The sequence below is a fragment of the uncultured Amaricoccus sp. genome, assembly GCF_937858865.1.
GTDB lineage: Bacteria > Pseudomonadota > Alphaproteobacteria > Rhodobacterales > Rhodobacteraceae > Amaricoccus.
This window is the reverse complement of the sequence record NZ_CALLYO010000030.1, coordinates 1-14,777: the sequence shown is the minus strand read 5'-3', so window position 1 is coordinate 14,777 and position 14,777 is coordinate 1. Positions and strand designations below refer to the sequence as shown.

The window sequence follows — 14,777 nt, the reverse complement described above, 5'->3', positions numbered from 1 at the left end:
AGCGGTTGCAGGCTATATAGGAGCCGGGTTTTTCGCTCGCAAGCAGGCGGCCGGACCGCCGGCGGGCTTTTTCCGGGGGAATGCGCGATGATCCGGCCGACGGTCTCCATGGGCGGCTTCGAGATCCGCAAGGGCTGGCTCGACCCCGCCGCCCAGGCGGCGATGGCCGCCGACATCCGCGCCGTCGCCGCGGCGGCGCCTTTCTTCGCCCCGCTCACCCCCTGGGGCAGGCCGATGAGCGTGCGCATGACCTCTGCGGGGCGCTACGGCTGGTTCACCGACCGCAGCGGCTACCGCTACGTCGACCGCCACCCCTCCGGCGTCCCCTGGCCGCCGATCCCGGCCTCCGTGCTCGCGGTCTGGCGCGCCCTCGTCCCGGCCGGGCGCGACCCCGACTGCTGCCTGGTCAACCACTACGCCGCGACCGCGCGGATGGGCATGCACCGCGACGCGGACGAGAAGGACTTCTCCTTCCCCGTTCTCTCGATCAGCCTCGGCGACAGCGCCCTCTTCCGCATGGGCGGCCCGAGCCGCAGGGACCCGACCTCGACCGTCCTTCTCGAATCGGGCGACGTCGTCGTCTTCGGTGGCCCGGCGCGCCTCGCCTACCACGGCATCGACCGCATCCGCGCCGGCAGCTCGACGCTGCTGCCCGAGGGCGGGCGGATCAACCTCACCTGCCGCGTGGTCGACTGACGCCGCTCAGTTGGTCGGCCCGCTGCCGTGATGCTCGGCGAGTTCCTCCGGATGCTCGAGCTCGACGGGGCGGTGGCGCATGAAGTGGTTCCACGCCCAGGTCAGCGCCCAGAGCAGAACCCCGATCCCGAGCAGCCAGGCGGCGATCCGGTACTGCGGCAGCTGCGCCGCGCTGCGCGCCCAGGGCCCGGCGAGATAGGCGCAGCTCGCCGCGCCGACCCAGGGCACCCAGCGGGGCGCGCGGAAGTGGGCGTGGCCGACCGCCTGGCTGCGCAGCACGAGCAGCGCGATGTTGACGATGGTGAAGACGCAGAGCAGCAGCAGCGCCGTCGTGCCGCCGAGCAGGCTGATCGCCTGCGCCTGGCTGTTCGTCACCACGAAGTAGATGAGCCCGAAGGCGATCGCCGTGGTGAAGAGGATCGACACCCAGGGCGTGCGGCGGGTGGGATGCACCGTCCCGAGCACGTGCGGCAGCACCCCCTGCCGCGCCAGCCCGTAGAGCAGCCGGCTCGCCATCAGCATGTTGATGAGCGCCGAGTTCGCCACTGCGAACATGCCGATGAAGGGGAAGATCCTGTCGAAGGGCAGCCCCGGGGCGCCCGCCCGCACCACCTGGGTGAGCGCCGAGCCCTTGGCGGGATCGACCAGGTCGCCGACCGGCACCAGCGCCACGGCGCAGATCGAAACGAGGACATAGATGAGCCCGGTGATGCCGAGCCCGGTCAGCATCATCCGCGGGAAGTCGCGCACCGGGTCGGTGCACTCCTCGGCCATGTTGACCGAGTCCTCGAACCCCACCATCGCGAAGAAGGCGAGCGAGGTGGCCGCGGTCAGCGCCATGAAGGCGCCCTTCTCCTCCGACGAGCGGAAGATCATCACCTCGGAGAAGTCGGCCCGCCCCTGGCTCATCGCCCAGAAGCCGATCAGGATGATCATCAGCAGGCCCGAGAGCTCGACGCAGGTCAGCACCACGTTCGCCTTCACGCTCTCGCCGACGCCGCGGAAGTTGACCGCGGCGACGATCACCATGAAGCCGAGCGCCAGGGCGAGGATGCCGGCGCTGCCCGCCTCGAAGCCGAGGCCGAAGCCGTCGGAGAGGAAGCCCGCGAAGGCGTTCGACGCCGTCGAGGCCGAGGTGATCCCCGAGCACATCACGGTGAAGGCGACGAGGAAGGTCAGGAAGTGCACGCCGAAGGCGCGGTGGGTGTAGAGCGCGGCGCCGGCCGCCTGCGGATAGCGGGTGACGAGCTCGAGATAGGAGAGCGCGGTGATCGTCGCGACGGCGAAGGCGACCAGGAAGGGCGCCCAGGCCGCCCCGCCCACCTCGCCGGCGACGGTGCCGGTCAGCGCATAGACCCCGGTCCCGAGGATGTCGCCGACGATGAACAGGAGAAGGAGCTTCGGCCCCATCACCCGGTTGAGCTCGGTCTCGTGCGGGGTGGCGTGCTGCGGGGTCGCCGGCGATGCGGTGGTGGCCATCCTTGTCCCTCCCTGCGATCATCGCGGAACGAGCGTCCCCCCAAGGGCGGCTCGGGTCAAGCGCAAGTCCCACTCGGGGTTTGCAAAGCGGCCCGGCGCGGTCCATACCGGCACCCGTTCGTCACGGAGTAACGGAGTACCCATGGACTACGCCCGCATCGTCCCGACCATCCGCCAGCTCGCGCTCGACGCCGGGGCGGCCATCATGCAGGTCTATGACGGCGCCGACTTCGAGGTCCGCTCGAAGGCCGACGCCTCGCCGGTCACCGAGGCGGACGAGCGCGCCGACCGCATCATCTCGCGCGGCCTCGCCGCCGCCTTTCCCGAGATCCCGGTCGTGACCGAGGAGCAGGCCGAGAGCCACGGCGTGCAGGCGCCGGTCTTCTTCCTGGTCGACCCGCTCGACGGCACCAAGGAATTCGTACAGCGCCGCGGCGACTTCACCGTGAACATCGCGCTGATCGAGGACGGCGTCCCGACCCGCGGCGTGGTCTACGCCCCGGCAAAGGACCGGCTCTTCTATACCGACGCCGCCGGCCGGTCGCAGGAGGAAGCCGCGCCCTTCGGCGCCACCCCCGGCGCGCTCACCCCGCTTCGCGTCGGCCGGCCCGACCCGGCGGCGCTCGTCGTCGTCGCCTCCAAGTCGCACCGCGACAAGGCGACCGACGACTATATCGCCCGCTACTCGGTCGGCGACTTCCGCTCGGCCGGCTCCTCGCTCAAGTTCTGCCTGGTCGCCGCCGGCGAGGCCGACCTCTATCCCCGGCTCGGGCGGACGATGGAATGGGACACCGCCGCCGGCCAGGCGGTGCTCCTCGGCGCCGGCGGCAAGGTGGTGCGCTTCGACGACCACGCGCCGCTCGCCTACGGCAAGGCCGGCTTCGAGAACCCCTTCTTCATCGCCTGCGCACCCGGCATCGAGCTCATCGCGGGCTGACCGGTGGCCGTTCTCGTCGTCATCCCGGCGCGCTACGCCTCGACCCGCTATCCCGGCAAGCCGCTCGTCGAGCTCGCCGGCGCCACCGGCGAGCGGCGCAGCCTGATCCGCCGCAGCTGGGAGGCGGCCCGCTCGGTCGCCGGCGCGGGCCGCGTGGACCACGTCATCGTCGCGACCGACGACGAGCGCATCGCCGAGGCCGCCCGCGGCTTCGGCGCCGAGGTGGCGATGACGCCCGACACCTGCCGCAACGGCACCGAGCGCTGCGCGCTGGTGGCGCGCGACCTCGCCGGCGCGGACGACATCGTCGTCAACCTCCAGGGCGACGCGCCGCTCACCCCGCCCTGGTTCGTCGAGGCGCTGGTCGAGGCGATGCGCGCCGACCCGGCCAGCCTCGTCGCGACGCCGGTGCTGCGCTGCGACGCCGAAACGCTGGCGGGCTTCCTCGAGGACCGGCGCAACGGCCGGGTCGGCGCCACCACCGCCGTCTTCGACCGCGCGGGCCGGGCGCTCTACTTCTCCAAGGAGGTCATCCCCTATACCGGCCGCGCCCTCGGCCCGGAGGAGGAGATCCCGGTCTTCCACCATGTCGGCGTCTATGCCTACCGGCGGGCGGCGCTCGATCCCTATCCCGAGTGGCCGATGGGCCCGCTCGAGACCTGGGAGGGGCTCGAGCAGCTCCGTTTCATGGAGAGCGGCGTGCCCGTCCGCTGCGTCGAGGTCGAGGCGCTCGGCCGTGCCTTCTGGGAGCTCAACAACCCGACCGACGTGCCGCGCATCGAGGCGATCCTCGCGCGGCTCGGCCTGCCGTGAACCGGGCACGGTGAACCTTGGCGGCAGGTTGCCGTCGAACGAGTGCGTGATTGTATTTCGCAGACCGGCGGCTAGAGTGCCGCGCGAAACGAGACCCCGGTCCGCGACCAGATCTGGAGCGAGATTTCATGGCCAACAGGGTGACGAAAGCGGTCTTTCCGGTCGCGGGGTTCGGCACGCGCTTCCTGCCTGCCACCAAGTCTGTCCCGAAGGAGATCCTGCCGCTCGTCGACCGCCCGCTGATCCAGTACGCGATCGACGAGGCGCGCGCCGCCGGGATCAGCGAGTTCATCTTCATCACCTCCCGCGGCAAGAGCGCGCTCGAGGACTATTTCGACAGCGCCCCCGAGCTCGAGGCGGCGCTGCGCGAGGGCAACAAGACCAGGCTCCTCGACACGCTGAAGCAGACCGACATGGAGAGCGGCGCCGTCGCCTACGTCCGGCAGCACGAGCGCCGCGGGCTCGGCCACGCGGTCTGGTGCGCGCGCCGGCTGATCGGCGACGAGCCCTTCGCGGTCATGCTGCCCGACGACGTGATCGACGCCGAGAAGCCCTGCCTGCAGCAGATGATCGAGGCCCACGCCGAGACCGGCGGCAACATGGTCGCGACCATGGAGGTCGCGCGCGAGAGCGTCTCCTCCTACGGCATCGTCGATGTGGACACCTCGACCGGAGCCGCCTCGATGCCGGTCAGGAGCATGGTGGAGAAGCCGAGGCCCGAGGTCGCGCCCTCGAACATGGCGGTGATCGGCCGCTACATCCTGACGCCGCAGGTGCTGCGCAACCTCGACGACGTCGAGGCGGGGGCCGGCGGTGAGATCCAGCTCACCGACGCGATCGCCGCCGAGATCGCCGCCGGCAGGGACGTGAGGGCCTTTCGCTTCGAGGGCCGCCGCTTCGACTGCGGCACCCAGCCCGGCTATCTCCAGGCCACCGTCGCCTTCGGCCTGGCCCGGCCCGAGCTGCGGGACGAGTTCCGCGACTTCCTGCGCTCCTTCGTCTGCAGCGAGACGGGCGCACCGGGGAAGGCGGCTGCCGGCAGCCGCTAACGAAGGTTTCCCTCCGGCTAACGCGACCAGATATTCCAGCAATATCAGTCTCTTGGCGGGTGTCTGGCGTGCAAGACACCCGCACGGGTCACGGTCAGGCGGCCTGCTCCGCCTTGCCGTCGGTCAGGATCGCGTAGAGCGCCGAAGGGTCGAAGGTCGAGCGGAGCTTGGCGCAGACCGCCTCGCTGCGGAGCGTCCGCGACACCCGGGCCAGCGCCTTGAGATGCTCCGCCCCGGCCGATTCCGGCGCGAAGAGCGCGAAGACCAGATCGACCGGCTGCCGGTCGATCGACTCGAAGTCGACCGGCTTCTCCAGGCGCACGAAGAGCCCGAGCACGGTCCCCACCCCCGCGAAGCGGGCATGCGGAATCGCCACGCCGCGGCCGACGCCCGTCGGCCCCAGTGCCTCGCGATCCATCAGCGCGCGATAGACGGTCTCCGACGGCAGCCCGTAGACGGCCTCCGCCATTTCCGCGAGATCCTGCAGCAGCCGCTTCTTGCTCGTCGCCTTGACGGGCGCGCGAACGGCCTCGATGCCGATGATCTCCGATAGCTCCATGGACCGGAACTCCTCTTGACCCCTCGCCCCTCAGAGGGGGCGGCGGGGGTCGATCCAGCCGATGTTTCCGTCCTGCCGCCGGTGCACGACGTTGACCCCGCCGTGCGCCTCGTTGCGGAAGACCAGAAGATCGGCCCCGGCCAGCTCCATCTGCATCACCGCCTCGCCGACGGACAGCAGCTGGACCTGGGTCTCCGTCTCGGCAACGATGACTGGCTGCAGGCTGGCGGGTTCGCCCTCCCCCTCGTCTCCTTCCCCGGCAAGTATGTAGGACGAGGCACCTATGGCTTCAATCGGGTCCTGCCGGTCGCGGTGGTGGTCCTTCAGCCGGCGCTTGTACCGGCGGAGCTGCTTGTCCATCCGCTCCACCGCCCCGTCGAAGGAGGCATAGATCTCCTCCGCCCGCGCCGTGGCCTGCGCCTTCATGCCGGTCGGCAGATGCACCGAGGAATCGGTGACGAAGAGGTGCCCCTCCTTCGAGAAGGTCACCACGGCCTCGACCGGGCGGTCGAAGTACTTCGACACCGCCTCGCCGAGGCGATCCTCGACATGCTGCCGCAAGGCCTCGCCGATATCGATCTGTTTGCCGCTGACCTGAATGCGCATAGCGTCGCCCCGCTTTCCCCGACCACTCATCCGGCTCCGCCGCGTTTCGGCGGTCCCTATGGACGGCTCGGATTCCATTGTCAATCGCGTGCGCCGCCGGCCTGAGAACTCCCCACCGCTCGGGGAGCGGAAAGCGAGCTCCTCAGGCGCCGGCGCTCCACGGAAGACGGGATGCCCATCCCTTCACGGTATTTGGCGACCGTCCGTCGCGCAATACCAATCCCCTCGCCCTTGAGGAGAAGGACGAGCTTGTCGTCCGACAGGCTGCCCGGCCGCCGCTCGCCCTGGACCAGCCCGCGGATGCGCTCCTGGACCGCCGCCGCGGAGAAGGCCTCGCCGCCCGCGACGGCCTGGATCGCCGAGCTGAAGAAGAAGCGGAAGTCGAAGCATCCCTGTTCGCATGAGATGTACTTTCCCGTCGCTACGCGACTGACGGTTGATTCGTGCAGCCCGAGGCTTCCCGCCACCGCCCGCTGGGTCAGCGGCTTCAGCTCCGAGACGCCGGTGCGGAAGAAACGGTCCTGCCGCGCGACGATCTCGGTCGCCACCCGCAGGACGGTCCGCGCCCGCTGCTCGAGGCTCCGCACCAGCCAGCGGGCGCTGGCGCGGCATTCGGAGATGAAGGCGGCGGCGCCGGCGTCGTGCCCGCCGACGCTGGCGGCATAGACGTTGTTCGTCAGCACCCGCGGCAGGGCGTCCGTGTTGAGCTCCACGACCCACCCGCCGTCGGACCCGCGGCGGACATGGACGTCCGGGACGGCGCTCTGCACCGTCTCGCGGGCGAAGCGGAGGCCTGGCCGGGGGTCGAGCGCGCGAAGCTCGGCCAGCATGTCGGCGACGTCCTCGGCGTCCACGCCGCAGCGCGCCTCGAGCTCGCCGAGCCGGCCCTGCGCCACCAGCGGCAGGTTGTCGAGCATCGCCTGCATCGCCGGGTCGAGCCGGTCGCGCTCGGCGAGCTGCAGCGCCAGGCACTCCTTCAGGTTGCGCGCCCCGACCCCCGTCGGCTCGCAGGCCTGCACGAGCTCTAGCCCGGCCAGCACCTCGGCCGGCCGCAGCCGATGCCGCGCCGCCACCTCGGCGAGCGGCACGCGCAGGTAGCCGTCCTCCTCCAGCTCATCGACCAGGGCGAGCGCCGCCTGCACCACCGCCGGCAGCGCACGCATTGCGCCGACCTGCGCGCGCAGATGGCCGAAGAGCGTCTCCTCCTCGGCCAGCGTGTCGAGATAGCTCCCCTCGCCGCCGCCCGGCCGCACCCCCCCGGCGGGGGGCGGCGCGAGTTCGAGCAGCGGGTTCTTCTCGACCTCCGTCGCCAGGTACTCGGCGAGCTGGACGCCCGACATCTGCAGCAGCTTGATCGCCTGCTGAAGCTGCGGCGTCATCACCAGAGACTGGCTCTGACGCAGCTCCATCCGCGGCGAGAGCGCCATCAGCCCGGCGCCTCAGATGCGGAAGCTCTCGCCAAGATAGACCCGCCGGACATTGTCGTCGCGCACCACTTCTTCGGGCGTCCCGGTCATCAGCACCGTGCCGTCGTGCAGGATATAGGCTCGGTCGACGATTTCCAGCGTCTCGCGCACGTTGTGGTCGGTGATCAGAACGCCGATCCCGCGGTCCTTCAGGTGCCGCACCAGGTTGCGGATATCCATGACCGCGAGCGGGTCGACGCCGGCGAAAGGCTCGTCGAGCAGGACGTAGTTGGGCTGCGTCGCGAGGCAGCGGGCGATCTCCACCCGCCGCCGCTCGCCGCCCGAGAGCGCGATCGCCGGGGCGCGGCGCAGGTGGGTGATCGAGAATTCGCCCATCAGCTCGTCGAGCATCTCGTGCCGCTTCTCGGGGTCCGGCACGCTGATCTCGAGGATGGCGCGGATATTGTCGGCCACCGTCAGGCCGCGGAAGATCGAGGCCTCCTGCGGCAGGTAGCCGATACCGAGCTTGGCCCGGCGGTACATCGGCAGCCAGGTCACCTCCTGCCCGTCGATCAGGATGGTGCCGCGGTCGGGCGGCACCAGGCCGGCGATGGCGTAGAAGCAGGTGGTCTTGCCCGCCCCGTTCGGGCCGAGCAGCGCCGCCACCTCGCCGCGGTGCAGGCGGAGCGACACGTCGCGCAGCACCGGGCGCCCCTTGTAGCTCTTGGCGAGGTTCCTGACATCGAGCCCGGTGGCCGACCCGGCAGTCCGCACGTCGGGTTGCGCGGTATCGAGCGGGGCCGTCACCGGGCGGCGCCGGGCTGGCTGCCGGGAACGAAGATCGTCTGCACCCGGCCCTCGAGGCGGCCGGTGCCCCTGTTGAGGTCGATGTCGAGCCGCTCGCTCGAGAGGGCATTCTGCCCCTGGGTCAGAAGGACGTTGCCGTCCATGACGATCGTGCCCGCCGCCACCTCGTAGACGGCATGATCGGCCTCCGCCGCCTCCGTCCCGTTGGCGATCGTCACGTTGCCGGTCGCGATCATCCGCTGCACCTTGCCGGTCTGCTGCGTCGAGGCCTCGTCGTAGAAGACCTCGACCCGGTCGGCCGCGAGCCGCAGCGTGCCCTGGCCGACCTTGACCTGGCCGGTGAAGACCGCGGTGCCGGCCGCCTGATCGAGGTCGAGCCGGTCCGAGGTGATCTCGACCGGCAGCGAGCTGTCGTGCTGCAGGCCTCCGAACGGCACCTCCGCCTGCGCGAACGCAAGCCCCGGCAGCACGACAGCCACGATCGCCAGAAACCTGCGCATTCCCATCCTCATCCGGGGTCGGGCGGATCGTATACCAGCCGCACGCCGTCTGAGAAGGAGAACCGTCGCGCCTCGCCGGTCGCCGCGGCCGGGGCCACGTGCAGGCTGCCCGAGGTGATCTCGCCGAGGGGCCCCGTGGTCAGCACCTCGTCCCCGGCGACGAAGGCCCCCGCGCGCAGGTCGATCGTCGCCTTGTCGGCGGCGAGGCGATAGCCGTCCGAGGTGGTGATGACGACCTGGCCCGAGAGGTCGAGCCGCTGGGTCGGGATGTCGAGATCGCCGCGCTCGGCGCTCACCGTCACCTCCGGCCCGTTGTGGAGCTGCAGCGTCCCGGCGAGCGTCGTGATCCGCGCCCGCTCGGGCGGGGCCGCGTCGGGCTCGACGAGGGCGGCGGTGAAGCGGAAGCGGTCGTTGCCGCTGGTGGTGCCGGTGAAGGTCGGATTGTCGATCCTGAGGCCGCTCCCCAGCGCCTCGACGTCTCCCGGCGAGAAGACCACGTTGCCGGCCAGCCGGTCGTCGGTCTGCACCAGGAAGAGCGAGGCGAGCAGGCCGACCGCCACCAGCGGCAGCCCGACCTTCAGGACCGCCACGACCCGCGAGTGCAGCCCCGGCCCCACCGCCATGGCTCACACCACGCCGGCGCGCAGGCAGTCGTGGACGTGCAGGATGCCCGCCGGCCGGCCGGGGGCCTCGGGTGCGATGCAGAAGAGCGTGGTGATCTTGCCGGCGTTCATCACCTTCAGCGCCTCGGAGGCGAGGGCGGTGGTGGCGATCGTCCGCGGGGCGCGGGTCATCACCTCGTCCACCCGCCGCTCGAGCAGGCCGGCCATGTGGCGCCGGAGGTCGCCGTCGGTCACGATCCCGACGAGCGCGCCGGAGGCATCGACCACGCCGACCACGCCGAACCCCTTGCGGGTCATCTCGAGCAGCGCCTCGCCCATCGGCAGGCCGGTGGCGACGAGCGGCATCTCCGCGCCCGCGTGCATGAGGTCGGCGACCTTGGCGAGCCGCGCGCCGAGCCGCCCGCCCGGGTGCAGCCCGGCGAAGTCCTCGGGCGTGAAGGCGCGGCTCTCCATCAGCGCCACCGCCAGCGCGTCGCCGAGCGCGAGCGTCATCGTGGTCGAGGTGGTGGGCGCGAGGCCGACCGAGCAGGCCTCGGGCGCCGGCGGCAACACGAGCGCGATGTCGGCCGCCCGCAGCAGCGTCGAGTCGGCCTTGCCCGCCACCCCGATCAGCGGAATGCCGAAGCGGCGGGTATAGGCGATGAGATCGGCGAGCTCGGGCGTCTCGCCCGAGTTGGAGAGGAGGAGGACGACGTCCTCGGTGGTGATCATCCCGAGGTCGCCGTGGCTCGCCTCCGCCGGGTGGACGTAAAGCGCGGGCGTGCCGGTCGAGGCGAGGGTCGCCGCGATCTTGCGCGCGACGTGCCCGGACTTGCCCATGCCGGAGAGGATGACCCGCCCGCGCGCGGCGAGCATCAGCCCGGCGGCGGCGGCGAAGCCCTCGGGCAGCCGCTCGGCGAGGTCGGCGAGCGCCGCAGCCTCGATGCCGATCACCCGCCGCCCGGTGGCGACGAGCCCGGCCGCGTCCGGCTGTCCGGCCGTGCGCGCCATCAGCTGTGCGCGAAGATGTCGATCTCGCCCCAGCCCGCGAGGTCGAGCCGCGCCCGCTGCGGCAGGAAGTCGAAGCAGGCCTGGGCGAGATCGGTCCGGCCCTCGCGCGCCAGCCGCGCGTCGAGCGCCCCCTTCAGCTGGTGCAGGTAGAGGACGTCCGAGGCGGCATAGTCGATCTGGGCCTGGCTGAGGGTGACCGCGCCCCAGTCGCTCGACTGCTGCTGCTTCGAGATGTCAACCTCGAGCAGCTCGCGCACCAGGTCCTTGAGCCCGTGGCGGTCGGTGTAGGTCCTGACCAGGCGCGAGGCGATCTTGGTGCAGTAGACCGGCGCCGTCAGCACGCCGAAGCGGTTGAGCAGCACCGCGATGTCGAAGCGGCCGAAGTGGAAGAGCTTCAGCGTCGCGGGATCGGCGAGCATCGCCGCGAGGTTCGGCGCCTCGACCGGGCCGGCCGGGATCTGCACCAGGTGTGCGTCGCCGTCGCCACCGGAGAGCTGTACCAGGCAGAGCCGGTCGCGGGCGGGATTGAGGCCCATCGTCTCGGTGTCGATGGCGACCACCGGCCCGAGGTCGAGCCCGTCCGGAAGATCGCCGTGATAGAGAAAACTGGCCATCGGAGCCCTCGCATGCCCGCGCGGGGGCATCTTTCAGCCCCGGCGCACGATGTCCAGCGCTATCGGGACGCATGGCAAGGGGAGCTGCGGCAATTTGAGCAACTTCAAAGACGGCGGCCGATGCCTACTCTATCGGAGCGGAAGGGCCGACGAGTCCGCCGGTACCGCAGCCAGCCCGCGCAAGCCAGCCAGCCAGAACCTAACGCCAAGGAGGCTGTCATGCGCCGACCGTTGCCCGACCTTTCCCGCCGCACGTTCCTGGCCGGCACCGCCGGCCTCGGGGCTTCGCTCGCCGCTCCCGGCCTCTTGCGCGCGGCGGCCGCTCCGCGGCTCGCGCTCTACGGCCCGCCCGCCGGGCCGAGCGTGACGCTCGCCCATGCCGTCGCCACCGGCGCGCTGGCCGATCTCGCGGACGAGGTGTCGCTGACGGTCTGGCGGACCCCGGACGAGCTGCGCGCCGGGCTGACCTCGGGGGCGATCGACCTGTCGGTCGTGCCGGTGCAAGCGGCGGCCAACCTCTACAACCGCGGGCTCGGGCTGCGGCTGGTCAACACGATGACGAACGGGCTGCTCTACATCGTCGCGGGCGAGGGGGCGGTCGGCGGGCTGGCCGGCCTCGCCGGCAAGCGCCTGGCGGTCCCCTTCGTCAACGACACCCCCGACTTCATCCTGCGCGCCCTGCTCGCCCACCACGGCCTCGGCGACTCGGTGACGCTTGAATCCTCGGGGAGCCCGATCGAGGCGGCGCAGCTGCTGCTCGCCGGGCAGATCGACGTCGCCGTCCTCTCGGAACCCTCGTCCACCGTCGCCGTGCTGCGCGGCGGGCAGGCGGGCCGGGCGCTGGCGCGCGCGGTGGACCTGCAGCAGGAATGGGGGGCCGTCACCGGGCTCGGGCCGGTGCTGCCGCAGGCGGGGCTGGCGGTGACCGAGGGCTTCGCGGCGGCGAACCCCGATCTCGTCGGCGAGCTGCAGCGGCGGCTGGCCGAGGTCACGGCGGCGGTGAACGCGGATCCGGCGGCGGCGGCCGCCTCGGCGACCGGGCCGTTGGAGCAGCCGGCGCCGGTGCTGGCGGCCTCGATCCCCTACTCCAACCTGGCGGCGGTCCCGGCGAGCGAGGCGCGGCCGGCCGTCGAGGCGATGCTGAAGCTGATGGCCGCCTCCGATGCGGCGATCATCGGCGGCAAGCTGCCCGACGACGGCTTCTACGCCCTCTGAAAGGGCGCCCGCCCGCACGGGTCCGCACAGTGCGGGCTTTGGGCAACTTGTTGAAAGTGAACGGAAAAGTCATAAACGCTAACCACTTCTCAACCAAGGTTAACGCGCAGCACGGAAGGGGCTCACCGCGTCGGCGGGCCCGTTGGCGGAGGTCGTTCTGAGATGCTCTGGGTCGGGCTCGACCGCCTCGCCCGGCTGGGGCGGTTCCTCTGGTCCGGCTGGGCGGGGCTGGCCGGGCTCGCGCTCCTCGCCGCCCTCTGGCAGGCGGGGCACGAGGCCTATGGCGCCTTCATCCTGCCGGCGCCGCTCGAGACGCTGGCCGCCGCCGCGCGGCTGCTGACCGACGGCAGCGCCCGCGCCATGCTGGCGACGACCGTCGAGCGCGCGGTGACCGGCTTCGCGCTCTGCGCGCTGGCCGGCACCGTCGCCGGCGTCGCGGCCGGCTATTCGCCCGCCACGCTGCGCATCGCCCGCCCGATCCTGACGGTCATCCTCGGCGTGCCGCCCATCGCCTGGATCGTGCTGGCGATGATCTGGTTCGGCACCGGCGACGGCACCGTCGCGATCACCATCCTGATCTCCGCCACCCCCATCGTCTTCGTCGGCGCGGTCGAGGGGGTGGTAACGCGCGACCGAGGGCTCGACGCCATGGCGAAGGCCTTCGGCGCCGGCCCCGTCCGGCGCTTCACCCATGTCGCGGTGCGGCAGATCGCGGCGCACCTCTTTCCCGCGCTGCTGCTCGCGCTCGGCACCGCCTTCAAGGTGGCGGTGATGGCCGAGCTCCTCGCCAACGCCGGCGGGGTCGGCGGCGCGCTGGCCCGGGCGCGCGCCATGCTCGACGTGGCCGAGGCGCTCGCCTGGGTGAGCCTCGCCGTCGCGGCGCTGATCCTGGTCGAATACGGGCTGATCCGCCCGGCCCGCGCCGAGCTCGAGCGCTGGCGCGACGCCGCCGCGCCCTGGGGGGTGAAGCGGTGAGCCTGCTCGAGCTCTCCGGCATCGGCCATGCCTTCTTCGGCCGCACCGTGCTCGAGGGCATCTCGCTCGCGGTCGCGCCCGGCGAGATCGTCGCGCTGGTCGGGCCGTCCGGCTCGGGCAAGTCGACGATCGCCCATATCGCCGCCGGGCTGGAGGAGCCGCGCGACGGGCAGGTCGCCCGCCGCTACGCCCGCCACGCCATGGTATTCCAGGACCCGCGGCTGATGCCCTGGGCGACGGCGGCCGGCAACATCGGCTTCCCGCTGCGCCTGGCGCGCCGGCCGCGCCGGGATCGCGGCGCCAGCGTCCTCGCCGCGGCGGCCCGCGCCGGGCTGGAGGCCGAGGACCTCGGGAAGTATCCGGTCGAGCTCTCGGGCGGCATGCGCCAGCGGGTGGCGATCGCCCGGGCGCTGGTCGTCGAGCCCGACTTCGTCTATTTCGACGAGCCCTTCACCGCGCTCGACGTGGCGCTGAAGCGGCGGATGCAGGATCTCGTGATCGAGGCGGCGCGCGGGGCGCGCTTCGCGGCGCTCTTCATCACCCACGACCTGATGGAGGCGATCCGCATCAGCCACCGCATCCTCGTCCTCGACCCCTACGGCCGCGGCATCGCCGGCGAAAGGTGGCTGCCGGGGCAGCCGGGCGAGCGCGACGATGCCGAGACCTTCGAGCGGCGGCAGCAGTTCCTGGAGAGGGACGCGCTCTTCGCCCATATCGACGACATCGACGAGCGGGTCAGGCCATGACGCTGCCGCTCTCCCGGGTGCTGTCGGATGAGGGGTTCCGCATCTTCTTCCCGCTGGCGGCGCTGCAGGCCGCGCTCTGGCCGCTGCTCTGGGTCGGCCTCTGGTCGTTCGACCTGCCCTTCGCCCGCGAGCTGCCGCCCGGCGTGTGGCACGCGACGGAGATGATCTTCGGCGCCTGGGGCGCGGCGCTGATCGGCTTCCTGACCACGGCGGTGCCCGAATGGACCAACTCGCCCCGGCTGCGCGGGCGGCCGCTCTGGTGGCTGGCCGGCCTCTGGGGCGCGGCGCGGCTGGCCGGGCTGACCGGCGCCGACGCGCTCGTCCTGCCGGCGGCGCTGGCCGATCTCGCCTGGCTGGGGTTCCTCCTCGCCTATCTCGCCCGCGTCTCGGTCGAGCGCCGGACGACGCGGGTGACCGCCTTCCTCGGGTGGGTCGCGGCGCTGACGCTGGCCGCCGGGCTGGCGCGGCTCGCGATGCTGATCGGCGACGGCGCGGCGGCGGCGGGCTGGCTGCGCATCGCCGGCCTCCTCTTTCTCGGCCTGCTCGGGCTGGCGCTGGCGCGCGTCACCGTGCCCGTCACCAACGTGGTGCTCGATCCGAGCGAGCGGACCTCGCCCTTCCGGCCGCATCCGGGGCGGATGAACCTCGCACCGGGGCTGGTGGCGCTGGCGGTCGCGGGAGAGGTGGCGGGCGTCTCGCCGGCAGTCGGCGGCTTTCTCTGGATCGCGGCCGGGGCCGGCTTCATGGACCGGATGGCCGAGG

General features: G+C 71.9%; 17 protein-coding genes. 8 read left to right on the top strand and 9 right to left on the bottom strand.

Annotated elements, in window-relative coordinates:
* Window positions 1-87 precede the first annotated feature (87 nt).
* Window positions 88-696 carry an alpha-ketoglutarate-dependent dioxygenase AlkB gene (locus tag Q0112_RS00740; protein WP_297970211.1) on the top strand — a complete coding sequence of 203 codons (609 nt, stop codon included), beginning with the start codon at window positions 88-90 and terminating at the stop codon, window positions 694-696.
* 6 nt (window positions 697-702) lie between these two features.
* Here Q0112_RS00740 and Q0112_RS00735 read toward each other — a convergent pair whose 3' ends face one another.
* Window positions 703-2,175 carry an APC family permease gene (locus Q0112_RS00735; protein WP_297970209.1) on the bottom strand — a complete coding sequence of 491 codons (1,473 nt, stop codon included), beginning with the start codon at window positions 2,173-2,175 and terminating at the stop codon, window positions 703-705.
* 142 nt (window positions 2,176-2,317) lie between these two features.
* On the opposite strand from Q0112_RS00735, the gene cysQ reads away from it, so the two are divergent.
* The 3 genes from cysQ to galU all read left to right on the top strand — a co-directional run bounded on the left by cysQ (window position 2,318) and on the right by galU (window position 4,974).
* Window positions 2,318-3,112: a 3'(2'),5'-bisphosphate nucleotidase CysQ gene (cysQ, locus tag Q0112_RS00730; protein WP_297970207.1), complete on the top strand. Its 795-nt coding sequence runs from the start codon at window positions 2,318-2,320 to the stop codon at window positions 3,110-3,112.
* 3 nt (window positions 3,113-3,115) lie between these two features.
* Window positions 3,116-3,925, top strand: coding sequence for a 3-deoxy-manno-octulosonate cytidylyltransferase (locus Q0112_RS00725; protein WP_297970205.1), 810 nt, complete (start codon window positions 3,116-3,118; stop codon window positions 3,923-3,925).
* Between the two features lie 128 nt (window positions 3,926-4,053).
* Entirely contained in the window at window positions 4,054-4,974 is a 921-nt protein-coding gene (gene galU, locus Q0112_RS00720) for a UTP--glucose-1-phosphate uridylyltransferase GalU (protein WP_297970202.1), read from the top strand.
* 94 nt (window positions 4,975-5,068) lie between these two features.
* On the opposite strand, the gene Q0112_RS00715 is transcribed toward galU, so the two are convergent.
* The 8 genes from Q0112_RS00715 to Q0112_RS00680 form a co-directional block, all read right to left on the bottom strand.
* Window positions 5,069-5,533, bottom strand: coding sequence for a PTS sugar transporter subunit IIA (locus Q0112_RS00715; RefSeq protein WP_297970200.1), 465 nt, complete (start codon window positions 5,531-5,533; stop codon window positions 5,069-5,071).
* Window positions 5,534-5,563: 30 nt separating this feature from the next.
* The gene (raiA, locus tag Q0112_RS00710) at window positions 5,564-6,139 is read right to left on the bottom strand and encodes a ribosome-associated translation inhibitor RaiA (protein WP_297970198.1); all 576 of its coding nucleotides are present in this window, start codon (window positions 6,137-6,139) and stop codon (window positions 5,564-5,566) included.
* Window positions 6,140-6,219: 80 nt separating this feature from the next.
* Window positions 6,220-7,566: an RNA polymerase factor sigma-54 gene (rpoN, locus tag Q0112_RS00705; protein WP_297970196.1), complete on the bottom strand. Its 1,347-nt coding sequence runs from the start codon at window positions 7,564-7,566 to the stop codon at window positions 6,220-6,222.
* Between the two features lie 12 nt (window positions 7,567-7,578).
* A complete protein-coding gene (gene lptB / locus Q0112_RS00700; protein ID WP_297970194.1) occupies window positions 7,579-8,352 on the bottom strand; it encodes an LPS export ABC transporter ATP-binding protein in 774 nt (257 codons plus the stop codon).
* Window positions 8,349-8,852, bottom strand: a complete 504-nt coding sequence (lptA, locus tag Q0112_RS00695) for a lipopolysaccharide transport periplasmic protein LptA (protein ID WP_297970192.1) — start codon at window positions 8,850-8,852, stop codon at window positions 8,349-8,351. The genes lptB and lptA overlap by 4 nt, the downstream gene beginning before the upstream one ends.
* Before the next feature lie 8 nt (window positions 8,853-8,860).
* The gene (gene lptC, locus Q0112_RS00690) at window positions 8,861-9,475 is read right to left on the bottom strand and encodes an LPS export ABC transporter periplasmic protein LptC (protein WP_297970191.1); all 615 of its coding nucleotides are present in this window, start codon (window positions 9,473-9,475) and stop codon (window positions 8,861-8,863) included.
* Window positions 9,476-9,478: 3 nt separating this feature from the next.
* Window positions 9,479-10,465, bottom strand: coding sequence for an SIS domain-containing protein (locus tag Q0112_RS00685; RefSeq protein WP_297970189.1), 987 nt, complete (start codon window positions 10,463-10,465; stop codon window positions 9,479-9,481).
* The gene (locus Q0112_RS00680) at window positions 10,465-11,079 is read right to left on the bottom strand and encodes a ribonuclease H-like domain-containing protein (protein WP_297970187.1); all 615 of its coding nucleotides are present in this window, start codon (window positions 11,077-11,079) and stop codon (window positions 10,465-10,467) included. The genes Q0112_RS00685 and Q0112_RS00680 overlap by 1 nt, the downstream gene beginning before the upstream one ends.
* Window positions 11,080-11,298: 219 nt before the next feature.
* Between Q0112_RS00680 and Q0112_RS00675 the strand changes: the two genes are divergently transcribed.
* The 4 genes from Q0112_RS00675 to Q0112_RS00660 form a co-directional block, all read left to right on the top strand.
* On the top strand, window positions 11,299-12,294 hold the full coding sequence (locus tag Q0112_RS00675) for an ABC transporter substrate-binding protein (protein ID WP_297970185.1): 996 nt from the start codon (window positions 11,299-11,301) through the stop codon (window positions 12,292-12,294).
* A gap of 162 nt (window positions 12,295-12,456) precedes the next feature.
* Complete coding sequence (locus Q0112_RS00670; RefSeq protein WP_297970183.1) at window positions 12,457-13,269, top strand: ABC transporter permease; 813 nt, start codon at window positions 12,457-12,459, stop codon at window positions 13,267-13,269.
* Window positions 13,266-14,015 (top strand): ABC transporter ATP-binding protein, encoded by a 750-nt coding sequence (locus Q0112_RS00665; RefSeq protein WP_297970181.1) that lies wholly within the window; start codon window positions 13,266-13,268, stop codon window positions 14,013-14,015. The genes Q0112_RS00670 and Q0112_RS00665 overlap by 4 nt, the downstream gene beginning before the upstream one ends.
* On the top strand, window positions 14,012-14,777 hold a 766-nt coding region (locus Q0112_RS00660), incomplete at its 3' end, for an NnrS family protein (RefSeq protein WP_297970179.1). The genes Q0112_RS00665 and Q0112_RS00660, both read left to right, overlap by 4 nt.

Coding starts and splice junctions, on each gene's coding strand:
- Q0112_RS00740 (WP_297970211.1), top strand. CDS start 88: ATGATCCGGCCGACGGTCTCCATGGGCGGCTTCGAGATCCGCAAGGGC.
- Q0112_RS00735 (WP_297970209.1), bottom strand. CDS start 2,175: ATGGCCACCACCGCATCGCCGGCGACCCCGCAGCACGCCACCCCGCAC.
- cysQ (WP_297970207.1), top strand. CDS start 2,318: ATGGACTACGCCCGCATCGTCCCGACCATCCGCCAGCTCGCGCTCGAC.
- galU (WP_297970202.1), top strand. CDS start 4,054: ATGGCCAACAGGGTGACGAAAGCGGTCTTTCCGGTCGCGGGGTTCGGC.
- Q0112_RS00715 (WP_297970200.1), bottom strand. CDS start 5,533: ATGGAGCTATCGGAGATCATCGGCATCGAGGCCGTTCGCGCGCCCGTC.
- raiA (WP_297970198.1), bottom strand. CDS start 6,139: ATGCGCATTCAGGTCAGCGGCAAACAGATCGATATCGGCGAGGCCTTG.
- rpoN (WP_297970196.1), bottom strand. CDS start 7,566: ATGGCGCTCTCGCCGCGGATGGAGCTGCGTCAGAGCCAGTCTCTGGTG.
- lptA (WP_297970192.1), bottom strand. CDS start 8,852: ATGCGCAGGTTTCTGGCGATCGTGGCTGTCGTGCTGCCGGGGCTTGCG.
- lptC (WP_297970191.1), bottom strand. CDS start 9,475: ATGGCGGTGGGGCCGGGGCTGCACTCGCGGGTCGTGGCGGTCCTGAAG.
- Q0112_RS00685 (WP_297970189.1), bottom strand. CDS start 10,465: ATGGCGCGCACGGCCGGACAGCCGGACGCGGCCGGGCTCGTCGCCACC.
- Q0112_RS00680 (WP_297970187.1), bottom strand. CDS start 11,079: ATGGCCAGTTTTCTCTATCACGGCGATCTTCCGGACGGGCTCGACCTC.
- Q0112_RS00675 (WP_297970185.1), top strand. CDS start 11,299: ATGCGCCGACCGTTGCCCGACCTTTCCCGCCGCACGTTCCTGGCCGGC.
- Q0112_RS00670 (WP_297970183.1), top strand. CDS start 12,457: ATGCTCTGGGTCGGGCTCGACCGCCTCGCCCGGCTGGGGCGGTTCCTC.